At 52.8% G+C, this 17,509-nt stretch carries 17 protein-coding genes; 8 read left to right on the top strand and 9 right to left on the bottom strand.

Features of this window, described 5'->3' with window-relative positions:
- Window positions 1-21: 21 nt before the first annotated feature.
- The 3 genes from CR46_RS0109125 to CR46_RS0109115 form a co-directional block, all read right to left on the bottom strand.
- Window positions 22-750, bottom strand: coding sequence for an SIMPL domain-containing protein (locus CR46_RS0109125; protein WP_030072109.1), 729 nt, complete (start codon window positions 748-750; stop codon window positions 22-24).
- A gap of 81 nt (window positions 751-831) precedes the next feature.
- The gene (locus tag CR46_RS0109120) at window positions 832-1,821 is read right to left on the bottom strand and encodes a methyltransferase (protein ID WP_030072106.1); all 990 of its coding nucleotides are present in this window, start codon (window positions 1,819-1,821) and stop codon (window positions 832-834) included.
- Window positions 1,818-2,651, bottom strand: coding sequence for a methyltransferase domain-containing protein (locus tag CR46_RS0109115; protein ID WP_030072105.1), 834 nt, complete (start codon window positions 2,649-2,651; stop codon window positions 1,818-1,820). Before CR46_RS0109115 ends, CR46_RS0109120 begins: the two co-directional genes overlap by 4 nt.
- A gap of 418 nt (window positions 2,652-3,069) precedes the next feature.
- Between CR46_RS0109115 and CR46_RS0109105 the strand changes: the two genes are divergently transcribed.
- Window positions 3,070-3,876 (top strand): potassium channel family protein, encoded by an 807-nt coding sequence (locus tag CR46_RS0109105; protein ID WP_232222366.1) that lies wholly within the window; start codon window positions 3,070-3,072, stop codon window positions 3,874-3,876.
- Here the strand turns inward: CR46_RS0109105 and CR46_RS0109100 are convergent.
- Window positions 3,834-5,354 (bottom strand): amidase, encoded by a 1,521-nt coding sequence (locus CR46_RS0109100; protein WP_035536512.1) that lies wholly within the window; start codon window positions 5,352-5,354, stop codon window positions 3,834-3,836. The two genes, CR46_RS0109105 and CR46_RS0109100, sit on opposite strands and share 43 nt — an antisense overlap.
- A 126-nt stretch (window positions 5,355-5,480) precedes the next feature.
- Here CR46_RS0109100 and CR46_RS0109095 point away from each other — a divergent pair, with 126 nt between their 5' ends.
- The 5 genes from CR46_RS0109095 (at window position 5,481) to CR46_RS0109075 (ending at window position 10,524) form a co-directional block, all read left to right on the top strand.
- On the top strand, window positions 5,481-6,392 hold the full coding sequence (locus CR46_RS0109095) for a beta-keto acid cleavage family enzyme (RefSeq protein ID WP_030072100.1): 912 nt from the start codon (window positions 5,481-5,483) through the stop codon (window positions 6,390-6,392).
- Window positions 6,389-7,345 (top strand): L-carnitine dehydrogenase, encoded by a 957-nt coding sequence (locus CR46_RS0109090; protein WP_030072097.1) that lies wholly within the window; start codon window positions 6,389-6,391, stop codon window positions 7,343-7,345. The genes CR46_RS0109095 and CR46_RS0109090 overlap by 4 nt, the downstream gene beginning before the upstream one ends.
- Complete coding sequence (locus tag CR46_RS0109085) at window positions 7,345-7,800, top strand: thioesterase family protein (RefSeq protein ID WP_030072095.1); 456 nt, start codon at window positions 7,345-7,347, stop codon at window positions 7,798-7,800. Before CR46_RS0109090 ends, CR46_RS0109085 begins: the two co-directional genes overlap by 1 nt.
- Before the next feature lie 169 nt (window positions 7,801-7,969).
- Window positions 7,970-9,571, top strand: a complete 1,602-nt coding sequence (locus CR46_RS0109080; RefSeq protein ID WP_030072093.1) for a BCCT family transporter — start codon at window positions 7,970-7,972, stop codon at window positions 9,569-9,571.
- 104 nt (window positions 9,572-9,675) lie between these two features.
- Window positions 9,676-10,524: an alpha/beta hydrolase fold domain-containing protein gene (locus CR46_RS0109075; protein WP_030072091.1), complete on the top strand. Its 849-nt coding sequence runs from the start codon at window positions 9,676-9,678 to the stop codon at window positions 10,522-10,524.
- On the opposite strand, the gene CR46_RS0109070 is transcribed toward CR46_RS0109075, so the two are convergent.
- The 3 genes from CR46_RS0109070 to alr form a co-directional block, all read right to left on the bottom strand.
- Window positions 10,515-11,462: an ABC transporter substrate-binding protein gene (locus tag CR46_RS0109070; protein WP_030072089.1), complete on the bottom strand. Its 948-nt coding sequence runs from the start codon at window positions 11,460-11,462 to the stop codon at window positions 10,515-10,517. The two genes, CR46_RS0109075 and CR46_RS0109070, sit on opposite strands and share 10 nt — an antisense overlap.
- Window positions 11,463-11,575: 113 nt before the next feature.
- The gene (locus tag CR46_RS0109065; RefSeq protein WP_030072087.1) at window positions 11,576-12,547 is read right to left on the bottom strand and encodes a GlxA family transcriptional regulator; all 972 of its coding nucleotides are present in this window, start codon (window positions 12,545-12,547) and stop codon (window positions 11,576-11,578) included.
- A gap of 254 nt (window positions 12,548-12,801) precedes the next feature.
- Window positions 12,802-14,037 carry an alanine racemase gene (alr, locus tag CR46_RS0109060; protein ID WP_030072085.1) on the bottom strand — a complete coding sequence of 412 codons (1,236 nt, stop codon included), beginning with the start codon at window positions 14,035-14,037 and terminating at the stop codon, window positions 12,802-12,804.
- Window positions 14,038-14,456: 419 nt separating this feature from the next.
- On the opposite strand from alr, the gene CR46_RS0109055 reads away from it, so the two are divergent.
- Both CR46_RS0109055 and CR46_RS0109050 read left to right on the top strand, forming a co-directional pair.
- Window positions 14,457-14,945, top strand: coding sequence for a pyridoxamine 5'-phosphate oxidase family protein (locus tag CR46_RS0109055; protein ID WP_030072083.1), 489 nt, complete (start codon window positions 14,457-14,459; stop codon window positions 14,943-14,945).
- Window positions 14,946-14,988: 43 nt separating this feature from the next.
- Window positions 14,989-15,492 (top strand): CAP domain-containing protein, encoded by a 504-nt coding sequence (locus tag CR46_RS0109050; RefSeq protein WP_232222365.1) that lies wholly within the window; start codon window positions 14,989-14,991, stop codon window positions 15,490-15,492.
- Window positions 15,493-15,498: 6 nt separating this feature from the next.
- Here the strand turns inward: CR46_RS0109050 and CR46_RS0109045 are convergent, their stop codons facing one another.
- Both CR46_RS0109045 and CR46_RS0109040 read right to left on the bottom strand, forming a co-directional pair.
- Window positions 15,499-15,972 (bottom strand): CreA family protein, encoded by a 474-nt coding sequence (locus CR46_RS0109045; protein ID WP_030072079.1) that lies wholly within the window; start codon window positions 15,970-15,972, stop codon window positions 15,499-15,501.
- Between the two features lie 212 nt (window positions 15,973-16,184).
- Entirely contained in the window at window positions 16,185-17,297 is a 1,113-nt protein-coding gene (locus tag CR46_RS0109040; protein ID WP_030072077.1) for an RNA-guided endonuclease InsQ/TnpB family protein, read from the bottom strand.
- Window positions 17,298-17,509 lie beyond the last annotated feature (212 nt).

The following is a 17,509-nucleotide window of genomic DNA, read 5'->3' as shown; positions in this document are numbered from 1 at the left end:
GTCTACGTTAATGCGTTTGGGCTACCCTTCTAACGCGTAATCTACCGTGGTGACGACTCTGATTCGTTTGATATGGGGGGTATAGCTATCTAGATCCTCAATAGAAAAGTAGCCCTGGGTCGCTTGGCGTATTCCCCCTACCCCACTGCCAGAATCTTCTGCAAACTGCTGAGCCGCGTTGCGTGCATCTGCCGTCGCTTCGGCAATCATGTCAGGCTTAATGGCGTCTAGTCCGGTAAACAAAAACTCGGTGCGGTATTCATAGCTAGGCGATAACAGCACACCTTGCCGTACCAACGCTGTGGCCTGGGGCACCGCCTCTATCACACCACTAACATTATCAGTACGTAGCAGCAATGTGGCCTCAGCGCGATAGCGCTCATCTGGGCGCTCGCCACCATACATATTGCTAAATTGATCAGTAATACGCGGTGGCGTGACGCTGACGTTGCCCATATCAAAACCACGGGACTCCAGAAACTGGCGAACTAACTGCTCGTTGCTGGAAAGCTGCTGCTCCAAGTCAGAAAGCGAATTAGCGTTGACGGTATAGTTCAGCGGCCATAACACCATATCCGCCGCTACTTCGCGCTCGGCCAAACCACGTACAGTGACGCTGCGTGAGGCTTGCTGCCAAACTTCAGCTGCGCCTTTAAAGTAACTGCCGCCCCATACCAGTCCCAACGCTAACAAACCGCCTAATAGTAAGGCGCTACCAACAATGGCCGTCGTACGAACGTTTGCTGACATGTCACTCTCCTTCACACGTGAAGCCGAAACACGGCTAGCTACCTTGCATCATAGACGCAAACTAATAAGCGATTACACTCGTTATTTAGCAGCCCGATACACTTTAAAGCGCCGATTATCTGCCAGAACCTCAAAGTCTTGAAAGACCCGCTGCAGGTGATCGGGATAAGGCAAGAAGCCATTCGCGACAATCACCAAGCGCCCGCCCGCCCGCAGATGCGCGGGGGCTTCGCTGATCAAACGGTGACTTGGCCCATAGGTGATCTCTCGCTCCTGGTGAAACGGCGGATTACTGATGATCAGATCAAACTGCTCATTCTCAAGCGCTGAATAAACATCGCTCTCAAGTACCCGTCCGCTCAACTGGTTGGCTGCTAACGTTCGGCGGCACGCTTCTACTGCAAACGCGCTAACATCCACAGCGGTGACTTGGTGGCCTCGCTGAGCTAACCAAGCACTGATAATGCCGTCGCCACAGCCCACATCCAGTACGTTGAGCGGCTTTTTGGACAAGCTAGTCTCGATGCTTTCGAGCATCAAACGCGTGCCCTCATCCACCTTGCCGTGACCAAAGACACCAGGATGGCTAACCAATTTTAAATCCAGCGCTTCAAAGGTTTGCCAAGCGTTAACCGGCGGCTCCATCGCTATCGTGCGCGTGGCAAACAGTGAGCAACGCCGCGCGTTATCGAGCTTATCGCAGCGCATGCCCAGCTCGCTCAGTATCTTTGGCACGCGCTTGATGCCGCCTTGGTGCTCACCCACCACATCAAGCGGAGTGTTTTCTGGCAATACATTGCACAACCATGTCAACCACCAAATTCCCAGCTGATGGGCTTTCGGCCAGAACAGCACTACCTGCCCAGCCTGCTCAACAAACGGAGCATCAAACGGGCTAGCGGCGGATTTACCACTGGATGCCCACTGCTCGCGCAGCGCTACATCCCCACTGATCATGGCTGTTGAATGAGCTTGCAGCCAACCATCAGCAGGCGGTGCAACGGGCCATAAATGAGCCGATTGACCATAGAAACGTTCAAGAAGTTGGCAAGCGGGCAGTTGAGCGCTCATACATCAGCCTCGGGTTTAGTGAAGGTATAAAGTAAATAGCGGCCTAGCCGCCAGTGAGGGTCTTGGCGACAATACTGCTTTTCAAGCGCCAGCAGCGTTGCCTGCTCGCTCCCTTCCGTGGAAGGATGGCGCAAATAATCTTGAAAAATTCGAATTCCGGCAACGCCTTCCATGACAAGGCCATTATTTACTGCCCACTGGCACATTTCATCGTGGGTGACCGGGGAAATCGGCGTCAAGCGCTGGCGCTTACCCTTGCCTTCCAACTGATCGCTCAACGCTTTTTTTAAGTTGCCTTTAACGACATTAGAAAAACGTAAGGCATCGCGGTTAAACACCATCAAACTTAACTGCCCACCTGGGGCAAGCAGACTTGCAAGCGTTTGCACAGCCTGCTCAGGCTCCCCTAGCCACTCAAGCACAGCGTGACAGGTGATGAGCGGCCAAGGCCCAGGCGCTTGCTGCGGCAGCAACTGAAGCGGCGCGGCAAGATAGCGAAGCTGTTCTACCGGCCAAGCGCCTGCAGCACTTCGCTCTGCATGCCACGCGCTGGCATGGGCTAGCATATCCTGAGAGGGTTCGGCCATGGTGACCGCGTGTCCGCGCTCAGCAAACCACCCCGAGAGCTGTCCTAAACCACCACCCACATCAAGCACGGGCTGCTCGGTTAAATGCAGCATTTGCGGCAGCAAATAATCAAGCATTGCTAGGCGCAGCTCGCCACGGGGCGCTTGATAGAGCGAACGCGAGAACTTATCGACCAAACCGTCGAAATAGCGGTCACCCGCCTGGGTTAGCTCATAGCTTGTTGAGGTGGGGATTGAATGCATGTCCGCCCGCGCTTCAGATAAAGGGCGGCTAGTTTACCCTGTATATCGGCAGCGTTCTAACCAGTTTCATGCGATAAAAAAACCGTGGCCTCTCCACGTTTTTCAGCGCCTTATTGGCGTTATTGGCAAGGCGTTGTTACCTTTTAATTAGCCAGAGCATGTCGTTATCACGGAAGAGAGACACCATCACGGAAGAGAGGTTCTCATGATAGAAAACCTTACGACAGTAAATATAGTAATCGGGTTGTTAGGCATCAGCCTTATCATACTGGGTAATTACGATGCGATTAAAACAACGCTGTCGGCATCCAGTTCAGGTCCCTTTACTAATCGATTTATCAGTCAAATTTGGGCAGTGCTTCTTTACCTCCACCAACGTCGCTCAAATCACAAAATGCTGGCCTCAACGGGCCCATGGATGACCGTTGGCCTCATGGTCACTTGGCTAGTAGTTATTTTACTGGGCTGGTGGCTGTTATTTTCTGCCTCGCCACTAGCGGTCGTTAATGCAGAAACAAAACAACCCGCAGACGCTATCGAAAGGCTCTACTACGCAGGCTATACCATTACCACACTGGGCTATGGTGACTTCGTGCCTGGCACAAATAGCTGGCGTATTGCGCCAATAGCAGCAGCGGCCAATGGCTTTTTTCTATTCACACTGACCATCACTTATATGCTGAACATCGTGGCCAATGTAACCGAAAAACGGCAAATTGCGCTCACTATCAGTGCGCTAGGCGAAACACCCTGGCAAATTCTGGAAGCCACCCATGACAACGGCAACTTTCAAAGCCTCAGTCAACAGCTTCAATCGCTCCAAGCTTCTATCGGAAAGCTAGGCCAGCAACACCTCGCCTACCCTATTCTTCACTACTACCATGCTACAGAACGCAATAAGTCACTCGCTTTAGCGCTAACACGCCTTTACCAAGCGCTAATCATCACCAAGGTAAGCTGCCACGATATAGACAGCACCGCCCAGCAGCAGCTGACTACCAGCATAAAAATAATAGAGAGTTTTATAGCAACGCTAGACAGCGCGTTCATTACCGCCGTGAAGGAACTGCCAGAACTACCTAAGCTTGACACCTATCAGCAGTTGTCTGGTATTGCGGCCTCTCAAAGCACGTTACAAAAACATCTTTCCAGCGAAAACCAAAAAGTGTTGGCCGCTTACGTTCATAAAGATGGCTGGGCCTGGGAGGATGTTTGGCGCACCTGACACTGCCAGTCATCATGCTGTTCCATGGCAGCCGCCAGCTGTAGCAGCTGTTTGTCTTCACCAAGGCGCCCCACCACTTGCACACCAACCGGTAGACCATTTGCCGCCACATGAAAAGGCACTGACATAGCAGGCTGCCCGGTAAGGTTCGCTAGTTGGGTAAACGGCGTGCGGCTAAGCGCATCCACTGCTAAGCGCTTCAGCATGCCCGCTTTTAATGCCAGTGATGGCACACCTGGAACAGCCAACAACGACATTAGCCGCTCACGGGCGGCAGAAGGATAAAGCTCACCTATCGCAGGGGCAGTATCCGCCGCTACCGGCAATACCAACGCATCATAGCGCTGGTGAAACCGGCTCATCTGCTCGCTGGCCGTATGCCAATAGCGCTTAGCCAGCTCGTAATCACGCGCTGAAAGCTTAGCGCCCAGCCTACCAATAGCGCGGGTAGAAGGCTCAATCGCTAGCCGATGCACCGGCACGCCGGTTTGCTGGCTTACCCATTGAAGGTCAGCGGCTAAATGGCCTAGATACAGCGTCAGATAGCTGTCCGCCAACGCTTCGCCATCCACTGGTGGGTCACACCACTCCACCTCATGTCCCAACTCGGTCAGCGCCTTGGCGGATTTTTCAACGGCTATTTTTATATCTGCACTTATCTGGGCACCCAGGCCATGACTCAAAAAACTACCCATCGACACGGCGATACGCAGTGGCTTAGCAGAAGATGACAACGCCGCCACATATCCCGTTTCACGAGGTACTGGATAAGGGCCGGAAGGTGCCATGCCGTTGATCTGCTCTAACAGCGCCGCACTATCGCGCACACTTCGGGTGATAGCATGCTCTATCACCGCACCCTGCCATACTTCTCCGTGGGCAGGCGCTAACGGCACCCGCCCACGGGAAGGTTTAAAACCGAACAAACCACAATAACTGGCAGGAATGCGGATAGAACCACCGCCATCGCCTGCCAGTGCAATAGGCACCATCCCGCTGGCGACCGCCGCTGCGGCACCACCGCTTGAGCCGCCAGGAGAATAACCCTTACGACACGGGTTGTGCGGGTGGGGAAATGCCTTAGGTTCCGTAATCCCCATTAGCCCTAACTCCGGCGTTGCGGTTTGCCCCATCACCACTAACCCAGCCTCACGCACACGCCGAATAAGCAGTGAATCTTCTTTAGGGCACCACGCTGACAGCGAGGCGCTGCCAAACGCCAGCGGCTCGCCAGCTAGAGCCATTAATAAATCTTTACTTAGCGTTGGAACTCCAGCAAACACCGCGCTTTCCAGCACTTGGTCACACTCGTGTTTAGCTTTGTCGAAGCGTGTTCTCACTACTGCATGCAGAGACGGATTAAGCGTTTCAATTGCCGCCACCGCTGCATCAAACACCTCTGACTGGCTTACCTCTCGACGGCGAATCAGCTCAGCAAGACCGGTGGCATCGTACTTCTGGTAGTCCTCAGGATGCATCGCATTAACTCCGTTTAATTAACAACGACGCTTTATGTGCATCTAGCGTCGCTTAATGACAATCGCTATCTCGCTATCTCTCCATACTTAAGTACGTTATTCATAGCTACTGTCAAGGAGCGGCCAATGAACCGCAACGTTATTTTAACCTGTGCTGTCACCGGCGCAGGCGATACCACTGGCAAAAATCCCCATGTGCCTATCACGCCCCAACAGATCGCGAACGACTGTATTACCGCCGCGAAAGCGGGTGCCAGCGTTGCGCATATTCATGTACGGGACCCTAACACCGGCGGTATCAGCCACTCTCTTGATCACTTTCGCGAAGTAATGGAACGCGTACGCGAAGCGAATGTGGATATCGTCATGAATATTACCGCTGGCGGTGGCGGTGATTGGATTCCCGACCTCCAAGATCCTACCCGCGGCGGCCCCGGCACAGATATCCAGACGCCTGCCCAACGCCATGAACCTGTAGGCGAACTATTGCCCGAACTCTGCACCCTAGACTGCGGTAGCCTCAACTTTGGCGATATGGTCTACGTTAATCCTGCCGACTGGCTACGCGAGCATGCTCGCTTGGTACAAGCTGCTGGCGTTAAACCAGAGCTAGAGTGTTTTGACTTAGGCCATGTCTGGTTCGCCAGGCAGTTACAACAAGAAGGCCTGATTGATGGTGACCCTCTTTATCAGCTTTGTTTAGGCATTCCCTGGGGCGCTGAAGCCGATACAGAAAGTATGCTGGCGATGCGCAACAAGCTCCCAGAAGATGCCCATTGGGCAGCCTTCGGCATCGGTCGCCATCAGATGCCTATGGCAGCTCAAGCGATACTACTAGGCGGCCATGCCCGCGTCGGCCTCGAAGACAACCTCTTTCTAAAAAAAGGTGTCCTGGCCACTAACGGACAACTGGTAGACCATGCCGCCACGCTGATTGAAAACCTTGGCGGCCGAATCATGACCCCCGCAGAGACTCGCGCCCATTTGTCCTTACGCGATCCCAAAACCGGGACTGTCAGTGCGGGAGGTGGCGTATGAACCATCAACTTAGCGTGATAGGAACCGGCGTTATTGGCAATGGCTGGATTGCTCGCGCCTTGGCACAAGGTTGGGATGTCGTGGCCTTTGACCCAGACCCCAAGGCCCCAGCACGCACCCATGCCTTTATTGAAAATGCCTGGCCCTCTTTACAACGTCTTGGCTTAGCAGAAAGCGCCAGCCCAACACGCTTACGGTTCGTCGATAGCGTAGAGGAGGCGGTTATTGGTGCTGACTTAATTCAGGAAAACGTACCTGAGCGGCTTGAGCTTAAGCGCGAAATGCTTGCGGCGCTGGATGCGGCTACGGAAAAGCACGTTATTATCGGTTCTTCCACATCCGGCTTTAAACCCAGCGACTTGCAGCAAGACTGCCATAACGCTCCTGGGCGAGTTATCGTGGCTCACCCCTTCAATCCCGTCTATCTATTGCCATTAGTGGAGCTTGTTGGCGGTGAAGCAACCGTGCCTGACCAGCTAGCGCGTGCCCAGGCCCACTATCAAGCACTTGCCATGCGGCCAATGGTTGTGCGCCGGGAAATTGAGGGGCATATTGCTGACCGCCTGATGGAAGCGCTTTGGCGCGAAGCGCTGCACTTGGTTAACGACGGCGTTGCCACTACTGAGGAAATAGACGCCGCGGTGGTCTACGGCTGCGGCCTGCGCTGGTCGCTGATGGGAACATTTTTGACCTTCCATCTCGCGGGGGGAGAACAAGGTATGCGTCATATGTTGGAGCAGTTTGGCCCGGCGCTGAAACTGCCCTGGACGAAGCTTGAAGCCCCCGAGCTTACCAACGACCTTATTGATCGTGTGGTAGATGGCTGCAACCACCAGGCCGCAGGTCGCTCAGTGGCCGAGCTTGACAGCCGCCGTGATGACTTCCTGGTGGAGCTACTCGGCCTGGTACAAAAATATTGGCCCGAAGCCGAAGGCTTGGAAGGACGTATCTGATGGTGATTTTAGAAAGCCGCGTCGCCTCAGCATGGGTCGATTACAACGGCCATATGAACGATGCTGAATACGCTCGGGTATTCTCGCTAGCGGTAGAGGCGCTGATGGAGCATATTGGCCTGGATACTCCAGGCCGCGCGCACTTCGGCTACACGATTTATACCCTTGAGACGCATCTTTGTTACCGTCGCGAGGCCCACGAGGGGCAGCCACTCAGCGTGGCGCTAACCCTGCTGGATCGCGACACCAAACGTCTACATGTCTTCTTCAAACTGCATGACGAAGCAGGCAACCTGCTGGCCACCAGCGAGCAGATGCTGATGGGCATTGATAGCAATACCGGGCGACCCGCTCCCTTCCCTGCCCCCATTGAAGACGCCATTGCGGCTCTACCTCAAGCTGAGCCTTCGGTCTGGCCGGAATTGGCTAACCGCACTATCGCTATACGTCGTTGAAGCTTCAGTGAAAAAAACATGAACCGCCCGCAACCCGGGCGGTTCACCGGGACCGCCGGCCCGACGTCCGGCCCATGAGGACAAGAATATCGCTACGCCAACTCCCCCCCATTGTCCCTCTCCGCCTTCACACAACAGTTCACCTAAGGTCGAACTCAGCACTGACTACATGGTAACTGAGCTAGCACAAGGCGGTTTCTTCCAAGGCATGCACAAGGGAATGACGCTAACCGCTAGCGGCCTAGTGCTGCTCTTCGTGCTTTTCACAGGACTCGGTTCAGATACAGCGGGCAGCGTGTTTGGAGCAACACGTGCCTGGATTGAAAGCACTTTCAGCGGCTACTATCTAGTTACTGTCATGCTATTACTGGTGGTATGCGCTTTTATTGTTTTCAGTCGCTATGGCAGCATACGGCTTGGCCCTGATGACAACCGCCCCGAGTTCAGCAACTTTGCGTGGTTTGCAATGCTGTTCTCTGCGGGGATTGGTATTGGTATCCTTTTTTTTGGCGTCGCTGAGCCAATCTTCTATCTTGACGATACCGGTGCGTTTGGCTACCCCAACAACCCCCATGCGGACATGGCGGGAGCCACCGCCATCGGCTATGAACGCGCTATTGATGCATTACGCGTTACCGTTTTTCACTGGGGTCTTCACGGCTGGGCCATCTATGTCATTGTCGGTATGTCACTGGCGTATTTCGCTTATCGTAAAGGGTTGCCTCTCGCACTGCGCTCGGCGCTTTACCCCTTTATAGGTGAACGCATCTTTGGCCCTATCGGCCACCTATTCGATATCCTTGGTGTGCTGGGCTGCGTCTTTGGCGTAGCTACGTCGCTGGGGCTTGGGGTTAGCCAGATGGCTGTCGGCTTAGAGCGACTTATGGGTATCGATCCTGGGTTAAATACTCAGCTGATGCTCATTACAGGCATTTCAATTATCTCAATACTTTCTGCGGTGACTGGTGTGCGCGGCGGTATTCGACTTATTTCTGAAATGAATATTTGGGTATCGTTAGTCGTAGTGGGAGTTTTTCTCATTGGCGGGCCCACGCTGTGGCTCATCATGGCGTTTGGCGAGACCTTGCTAGACTACGCTATCAACGTCATTCCCATGGGACTTTGGTACGCAGATGAGGAAGGAGCAACCGCATGGCAACAGGGTTGGACAATCTTCTACTGGGGCTGGTGGCTAGCCTGGGCGCCCTTTGTCGGGCTGTTCATCGCCCGCATTTCCAAGGGCCGCACTTTGCGTGAGTTTGTATTGGGCGTTCTGTTAGTACCGACCCTGATCATTTTTGTTTGGCTGATCATCTTTGGCGGCAACGCCATGTATCAGGAGCTATATGCAACGAGCGGCCCTGGTAGCGCCGGTATTATCGAGCTGGTTAACGCTTGGAACCTGCCCTCAGCACTGTTTGCTACAGCCGATAACATTGTTGGCGGAGGCACCTTTGGATGGCTACTCTCCGCCATGATGGTCTTCCTGCTGATGAGTTGGTTTGTCACCTCTTCAGACTCCGGCACCTTGGTACTAACCACCATTTTGTCACTAGGCGACAGTGAGCCACCCAGGCGCTTCCGCGTTTTCTGGGGCGTGGTAATTGGCTTAGTGGCAGCAGTGTTGTTGGTTGCCGGTGGCCTGAACGCACTGCAAACGGCACTTATTGCTGCTGCCTTACCGCTAAGTGTTGTTGTGCTCGTGATGACCGCAGGTGTACTACTTTCGCTATTTCGCGAAACACTCGATGCACGACGCAAAAGACGCTGATTTAACAATCCCGATGACATCAGGCGTGCTTAACGGCAGCGCCTGATTGTCAGTGAGAGACAGCCTCAAACCAACGCACTAACGACTTACTGGTGGAGCTGCTAATGGACATAAACGCTTTTATCGCCCGCTTCGATGCGGGCTTAAAAGATATCGAAAATGGCTCTCCTGCAGTGGCACGCCAACGTTACGATCAATTATGCCAAACGTTTGCGCCGCCTAATCCGTCAGGCATGACAATCACTGACGAAACCTGGAAAAGCGTAGCCCTCCGACACTTTATCCCTGCATCCGCTCAGTCTGGCCAAGTGCTATACATTCACGGGGGAGGATTTACCCTGGGGTCTATCGACAGCCATCATGGCGTTGCAGCAAGCCTTGCAGAGCAGCTAAAGCGCCACGTTATCAGTATCAGCTATTGCTTAGCGCCTGAAGCGAGCTACCGCAACATGCTAGAAGAGTGCCTCAAAGTTGCTAAGGCTACAAAGCCCATCGCAGTGGTAGGCGACAGCGCTGGCGGACGCATAGCTATAGATTTAGCGCCCTTACTGCATCGCTCTTTATTGCATCGTTCTTTACTGGTAGGACTCATCTATCCGCCGGTCGGCAAATTAAATCAGCAAACACTGGGAGCCGATGCTCCGTTACTTAGCCGGCACGATGTTTTGTCACTCATCCCCTACTGCCCGTGGATTGGCAACCACGTCGATACATTTCCACCGGAGATGCAGATTGAGGTTCTTTCAGTTGAGCACGACCCTTTAACCGCACCGCTTGAAAAAGCCATTGCATCCTGGCGGGACAGCGGTATGCAGGTAGGCTATCGCTGTGCAAAAAACATGGTTCATGCGGCATTACATGCCCACGCTGACCTGCCTGAAATGCAAAGCGCTTGGCAAGATTTTTGCCAAGCGCTTAACAAACGGCTAACACAAAATAGTAGCTACTGGTAAGTCGAACGCACCGCCTGTATCGCGGGCTGCCCATCTCTAGCCATTACGCCATCCAGCCATGTCTCTACGGTGTCTAAATTAGCACTAATCCACTCAGAGGCTACCTCGTCAGCCGGAAGATCCTCATAGCTGTAGTGATGCACCCACGCGTTTTGATCCTCAATATCCACTACATATTGCGAAAGAAAACGGTGCAACTGGGGATCTTCCTCAGCCAAAATGGCCGGCACGATGGTCCAAACCGTGCTCTCAATTTGAGCGATGCCCGCCTCATCGGCATCATCCAGGTAAGCCATGTCGAAGCTGACGTTCATCCAGTGGGGCTCCCAACCAACAAACGTCACCCACTCTTCATTCGCCATCTTTTGCTCAGCCTGCGCCAACATAGCGGCAGTGGAGCTTTCACGCAGACGCCAATCTCCTAAGCCTACAATATCATTATCAATAGCCGCCAGAATGGCCGTGTTAATTCCGGTGCCCGCCTCGATGCCCTGAATTTCACCGTCAAAACGGTCACGGTAGGCATCCAGGTCGGCCACCGATGTCACGCCAGCATCGTAAACATACTGAGGAACCACCAGACCTGAATTCGCCCCCTGGATATTGGAGACCAATTTTTCAATTTTATCGTCAGCAACCAGTGGCTCTACCATATCGGTTTGTACCGGATACCAGCCGCCCAAATAGACGTCCACATCGTTGCGCGCTAGTCCCTCAAGAATCACGCTTACCGCCAAACCGCGCTGACTTGTTTGATAGCCCATCGCCTCCATCAACTGAGCTGCCACTTCGGATTTTACAGTGACACCTGGCCAGGGGGGGACGCCAAACCTTACTTCATCAAGGTCCGCTGCGGCTGGACCTGCCAACGCCAACACTGCCAATCCTGCGGTGCTAAGTGCCGACATGCCCTTCAAACCACCGAGTGCGTTCTTCATTATAGTGTCCTCTTTTGGCGATATACCTCACCAAGTTTGACGACTAGACAATAATAGAAACGACACAAAGCGACATTACCTACGCATAAAACGACAACCATATCGTTCAACGCTCAGTTACCGGCCTGTTGGCGTGCTTCTATCGGTGAGCAGCCGAAGTGACCGCGGAACGCCCTGGCAAAGCTTGAACTAGAACTAAAACCGCAGGCTACCCCTATGGCAAGAACACTCATATCAGTTTCATTTAACAAGCGATGAGCACGATGAAGGCGAAGTTGCTGATACCACTGACGCGGCGACACGTTTAGGTACTGTTCAAAAAGTCGCTGCAACTGACGAGATGACACACCGCTTCGGCGGGCAATCTCGGCCATTGCAAGGGGCTCTTCTAAATGTCTCTCCATTAATGCAACGGCTTCCACTAAACGCCGGTTATGGGTACCTAACCGCTGCGCTAACGACATCCGCTGTTGGTCGCTGCGGCTGCGTAAACGCTCATGAATAAGTTGTTCAGAAACATCGACCGCCAGCTTGGAACCATGCCGTCTAGCGATTACTGCTAAGGCCATATCCATGGCGGCGGCACCGCCCGCACAGGAAAAACGCCGCTCCCCGATCTCAAATAATTCGTCGGACGTTTCAATCGTAGGAAAACGCTCACGGAAGACCGGCAAGCTCTCCCAGTGCAAGGTGATCCTCTCTCCCTTCAATAGTTGAGCAGCAGCTAAGATAAAGCCTCCGGTGTCCAACCCACCTAGGGCACAACCGGATTGATCAAGCCGGTGCAGCCATGAAATGAGCGCCCGGTCTAAATGGTCCTCAGGCTCAAAACCGCTACACACCGCCAACGAGGGCAAATCAAAGCCACCCCCCATCGGCTGATCGACTAATAGCGTCATGCCATTGCTTGCGGTAACAGGCTCACCATCACGGCTAAATAGCGTCCACTCAAACAAGGTTTGACCACTAATACGATTAGCAATTCGTAACGGTTCCACCGCAGAAAAAAACGCCATCATTGAAAAGCGCGGTAGCAATAAAAAACCGACGCGCTCAGGCAGTGGACCAGAATAGTGCAGGCGCAAAATAATTCCTCATTATCAGCGTTTGTTCTGCTATTGCTCACAGTTATCAGCGATTTAAATAAGCATGGTAACAACAATAAACAAGCGTTATCGGGGTATCACAATTATTGATAGCGCTGAGCGGCTTGGCTTAGTCAAACAGTGCCAAAAAGCCACCCCGCTCGAATAAGCGGGGTGGCTTGATAAACCATGCTAATTGGTCACAGTCTTTGCTAGAAAAATCACTCGCTATCGCTATTCATGTCACTTTCACTTTATTCGCTATCGCTTGGACGCAACACCTTCGGATTTGAGTTTCCCCACACCGTGTAAAGGTCGGCGAGTAACGCACTATTGAGGTCTTCAAGTTCACCAATGGTAATTCGCTCGTCACCCTGGAGTCCGTAAAGCACGACTTCATCACCCGGTGCCACTCCCTCCACATCCGTCACGTCTACCATGGTCGTGTTCATCGACACTCTTCCCATGACCGGCACTCGCTCACCGTTGACCAGTACAAATGCGGCGTCACTGAAAGCACGCCGATAGCCGTCAGAATAACCGACGGGCAAATTCGCCAGCAGGCTATCGCGCTCCAACACCCTGACGTTATCGTAACCAACTCCGCTGCCTTGCGCGTAATCGTTGACCGACGCTACCCGCGTGCGAAACGACATCACCGGTTTAAACTGCTCATAATGAGGTAGATCGCCATACAGCAAGCCACCTGGGCGCACCATATCAAGGCGTGCTTCAGGCACTTCCATGGTGGCAAATGAATTGGCGGCATGCAGCGTTAGCGCATCTCGATCCAGGTTAGCCGTCTCGATTAACCAATCACTTTGCTCGTGAAACGCCTCTAGCCCTTGGCGAACAAAATCTTCATCTTCAAACGCGAAGTGGGTCATGATGCCCACCAGCTCCAACGATGCCAAGTCTTGAAGCTCTAACGCTTCCTGGCGTCCTGCTTCACTATCAAGCGCCATGCCGTTACGCCCCATACCGCCGGCATTCAGGCCCAAATGATAGCGCAGTGTTACCCCTGCCTCGGCTGCATCGCTGGATGCTTGCCGAGCGGCGGTTATATCCCCGAATAGCTCTTCCATACTGTAATCAAATGCACCGCGAACTTCTTCTGGTGTTGCACTGCGTACGCGCATTAAACGCCCATCGAAACCAGACGCCCGAACAACCCGCGCTTCTTCGTTACTCGCCACACCAATACAAGGAATACCTAACGCGATCACAGAAGGCATTAAATTCGCAATGCCATGACCATAAGCATCGGCCTTCATAATGGCGCAGAGATCCGCTTCTTCGCCAAGCAGTTCCTGAACACCACGAACGTTCCCTTCAAAAGCCGATTGCGAGATTTCCACCCAGGCATTGGCACTTAAGTGTTCTGGGCTATCAACTAGCAATGCTTGGTCACTGAGCAGCGGCGCCGCATAACTCGTACTGGTGATAGTGGCAGCAACGGCGGCAGCTAACAGGGTTAGTGGATATTTCATTATCAAATCCTTGATTAGTTTTCATTGTTAAGAACCCACTGCTCACACTAACCCGCCTTAATAATTCTTAACGATAGCGCGTGCCGCGTTTATTAAAAAAAGCAGTGCTAACACGCAATAAGGCTAGGCTTTCATCTGTTTGACACCCTCACCTCTCTCAGCTTGTGCTGCCGCTTTGCCACCCACTGATGGCGGTTGAAGTTTTTCTAAGTGACCATTTAAGCAGCGAAGAAACATCATGAGAAATTTGCTGACATCGACAATGGTGACTAGGCTGTTAGCAGGATTTGTACAAAAAGCTGCTCCACTTAAACAGCTTTCGTATAGATTCTTACCAACGATGATGAATCAGTATGTTGGTTGGCGATTATTAGCCTTCAACACGTAAATAGTCCTCAATACATAAGGAGTGTGACGCTATGTCCAGCCCGGAGCATAAGCAGAAAATCTGGAAGATGATTAAGGACATTAAGGTAGGTATGTTGGTAACGTTAGATAACGATGTACCACGAGCACGCCCCATGCATTTGGTTCAAGATGACTACGACGGAACGCTATGGTTTTTCACACGTCGTAGTGCCGAAAAGGTGTTTGAAACCGAAAGCGATCACGATGTATGCCTTAGCTTTTCCGATCAGGAAGATGGCGTTTATGTATCGCTTTCGGGTAAAGCTAACCTAATCGATAATCGCGAGCTGATTGAACGTTACTGGAACCCCTTTATTGCAGCGTGGTTCCCAGAGGGAAAAGATGACCCTGACGTAGCGCTACTAGAAGTTAACGTGCAGATGGGCGAGCACTGGAAGGCAAAAGAGAGCAAAGCCTTCCAGCTCTATGAAATAACCAAAGCCAATCTCAAAAAGGACGCTACCCCTAACCTGGGTGAAAATGAAAAATTCGGCGGCTAAAATAACCTCAAAGCGCCCAGCCTATTGGGCGCTTTCTAGTGCGATGACACTGATGCTAGTGGGCATCACCAGCGCATGGGCTGGTGATGGCCCTACCCCTAACGCACCCGATAAAGAGTGTGGACTTTCTACTCAGCAACAGGAAATGCTGGCGTTAGTTAACGAAGCACGCAGCCAAGCCCGACAGTGCGGCGATCAACAGTTTGCAGCAACAGAACCGCTGAGCTGGAACTGTAAGCTTGCAAGGGCTTCTCAACTACACGCCGAAGATATGGCAGAGAATGACTACGTTAGCCATACGTCTCCTGACGGTTCGGGTATAGAGCAGCGCATTAACAATCAGGGCTACCCATGGCAAGCGGTGGGTGAAAACATTGCAGCTGGTCAATTATCGGCTGCCGCCGTGGTAGAAGGCTGGCTAGAAAGCCCCGGCCATTGCAGCAACATTATGAACGCCACGTTCACAGAAATCGGCATGGCAAGTGCTCAGAATGCTGACTCACAGTTCACCACCTACTGGGCCCAGGCTTTAGGGAATGCCCGCTAGGGCTGCCTAAAACCCGCCATAGTGAACTGCTGAAATCGCATTCTTTGGCGATCCGTCAACAAGCTTGGTGCTGTAGGTCAAGTACACAAAGGTTTCAGTTTCAATATCGTGCATACGTACCACACGCATATTTTTGAAAAGAGCCGAGCGGCGCTGATTAAAAACCACTTCTTGCTCATCGACTTCATCAGGGTCAAAAATCACCTCCCCCGTTTGCCGACAGGCAACACTCGCTTCACTGGCTTCTTCAGCCAAACCCACTGCGCCGGAAATCCCGCCTACCTGAGAGTAAGAGAGATAACAGGAAATACCTTGTACTTTCGGGTCATCGAAACGCTCTACTTCAATGGTACTGTTCGGGCCAATCAACCTGAACTCTGTTCGCACGCTGCCAATATGCGCATCCTGCGCCAATAGTGAAATGGGAATTGAAAACATCATAACCAGTGATGTAATGGCAACAGGTTTTAGAAAACGCATGAGGGTGTCCTTAAAGGAATCAAAATAACAACAAGCCAAGAGCATACCTGTTGACACCCTCCAACCACTAAATCAGAGATTGTAGTGGCGGATTCCCAGGTTGTTGCCTTCCTGGTTCCTGCTTCGGTGTTCGTTGCCTTCAATGCCTTGGCACTGCCGGTCTTACACAAACTCCACAGGCGTCGATTCCCGAGTGCCCCTCGGTAGTTACTTCAACGCTCGGCACCGGCTAATAGCGCGGTGCCTGCTTGCAGAATGTTGCGGGCGGCGTTGAGGTCACGGTCAATACCTTCGATGCCACAGCCTGGACAATCCCAGGTGCGAACAGTGAGCGGTAGCGATTCCATGACAAATCCACAGCCATGGCAGCGTTTGCTGCTGGGGTAAAAACGGTCGATCTGGACGAACTGGCGTCCTGCCCACGCCGCTTTGTAGTCCAGCTGGCGCACCAACTCCCCCCAGCCAACATCACTGATGGCTTTTGATAGGTGGCGATTTTTGACCATGTTCTTAACTTGCAAACTCTCCGCTGCAATCACTTGGTTCTCGTTAACGATCTTGCGGGTGAGTTTATGCAGGTGGTCACGTCGCGTGTCAGCGATCTTGGCGTGACAGCGAGCGACCTTTAACCGTGCCTTGGCGCGGTTGTTGGAGCCTTTTTGCTTACGGCTTAATTGCCGCTGTGCCCGTGCCAGTTTCCTCTCATAGCGTGCCGTATGACGCGGATTGTTGACCCGCTGACCCTCACTGGTCACGAACAGGTCTTTTAGTCCCAGGTCGATACCGACCATCTTGGGCGTGATCGGAAGCGTCTCAGTGTCTACTTTGCATAGACAGCTGATGAAATACCGACCTGCTGCGTCCTTGGACACGGTCACGGTGCTAGGCGCTGACGGTAGCTCGCGGCTCCAGCGTATGTTCAACGGCTCGCGACACTTGGCGAGCGTGATTTGACCGTCACGGTATGAAAACGCTGAACTGGCAAACGTCGCCGACTGGCGGTGCTTTTTGGATTTAAAGTTGGGATACCGCGCCCGCTTGGCAAAGAAATTCTTGAAAGCGGTTTGTTGGTGGCGCAAGCATTGCTGCAGTGGCACCGAACTGACCTCGGCCAGAAAAACGGTATCCGGCTGCTTTTTTAGCTGCGTGAGAAACGCGCTGGCATCGTTGTAGCCGATTTTTTCCTGACGCTGATAGAACGCATCGGTGCGATAGCGCAGCACCGCGTTCCAGACATACCGCACGCACCCAAACGTTCGCGCCAGCAAAGTTGCCTGCTCGGGCGTGGGATAGAAGCGGTATTGGTAGGCGCGTTCGGTTTTCATACCTTACAGATTAGGTAGATTTATGTAAGGTTGCAAGGTATAGGGCGCCCTAGCGGACGCCGCGCTATCCATCTCCACCCAACGCAATCGCTTGGATGGAGTATTACGCGCTTTTCGATAACAACAACTTCAGTTCAGCCGTTAGACAGCCATGTCCATATACAGTCATCGAGGGTAGGAGCCGATATAGTAGGTTATCAGTGCAAAGACTC

It is taken from the genome of Vreelandella neptunia (assembly GCF_000712975.1).
Classification (GTDB): Bacteria; Pseudomonadota; Gammaproteobacteria; order Pseudomonadales; family Halomonadaceae; genus Vreelandella; species Vreelandella qaidamensis.
Note: the sequence above shows the minus strand (reverse complement) of the source record. Positions and strands in the feature narration are given on the sequence as shown.

Bases quoted from the DNA above. Each gene is read 5' to 3' on its own strand.
- CR46_RS0109075 (WP_030072091.1), top strand. From the start codon at position 9,676: ATGGACATAAACGCTTTTATCGCCCGCTTCGATGCGGGCTTAAAAGAT.
- CR46_RS0109040 (WP_030072077.1), bottom strand. From the start codon at position 17,297: ATGAAAACCGAACGCGCCTACCAATACCGCTTCTATCCCACGCCCGAG.
- CR46_RS0109115 (WP_030072105.1), bottom strand. From the start codon at position 2,651: ATGCATTCAATCCCCACCTCAACAAGCTATGAGCTAACCCAGGCGGGT.
- CR46_RS0109055 (WP_030072083.1), top strand. From the start codon at position 14,457: ATGTCCAGCCCGGAGCATAAGCAGAAAATCTGGAAGATGATTAAGGAC.
- CR46_RS0109070 (WP_030072089.1), bottom strand. From the start codon at position 11,462: ATGAAGAACGCACTCGGTGGTTTGAAGGGCATGTCGGCACTTAGCACC.
- CR46_RS0109095 (WP_030072100.1), top strand. From the start codon at position 5,481: ATGAACCGCAACGTTATTTTAACCTGTGCTGTCACCGGCGCAGGCGAT.
- CR46_RS0109085 (WP_030072095.1), top strand. From the start codon at position 7,345: ATGGTGATTTTAGAAAGCCGCGTCGCCTCAGCATGGGTCGATTACAAC.
- CR46_RS0109125 (WP_030072109.1), bottom strand. From the start codon at position 750: ATGTCAGCAAACGTTCGTACGACGGCCATTGTTGGTAGCGCCTTACTA.
- CR46_RS0109090 (WP_030072097.1), top strand. From the start codon at position 6,389: ATGAACCATCAACTTAGCGTGATAGGAACCGGCGTTATTGGCAATGGC.
- CR46_RS0109120 (WP_030072106.1), bottom strand. From the start codon at position 1,821: ATGAGCGCTCAACTGCCCGCTTGCCAACTTCTTGAACGTTTCTATGGT.
- CR46_RS0109105 (WP_232222366.1), top strand. From the start codon at position 3,070: ATGACCGTTGGCCTCATGGTCACTTGGCTAGTAGTTATTTTACTGGGC.
- CR46_RS0109045 (WP_030072079.1), bottom strand. From the start codon at position 15,972: ATGCGTTTTCTAAAACCTGTTGCCATTACATCACTGGTTATGATGTTT.
- alr (WP_030072085.1), bottom strand. From the start codon at position 14,037: ATGAAATATCCACTAACCCTGTTAGCTGCCGCCGTTGCTGCCACTATC.
- CR46_RS0109050 (WP_232222365.1), top strand. From the start codon at position 14,989: ATGACACTGATGCTAGTGGGCATCACCAGCGCATGGGCTGGTGATGGC.
- CR46_RS0109100 (WP_035536512.1), bottom strand. From the start codon at position 5,354: ATGCATCCTGAGGACTACCAGAAGTACGATGCCACCGGTCTTGCTGAG.
- CR46_RS0109080 (WP_030072093.1), top strand. From the start codon at position 7,970: ATGGTAACTGAGCTAGCACAAGGCGGTTTCTTCCAAGGCATGCACAAG.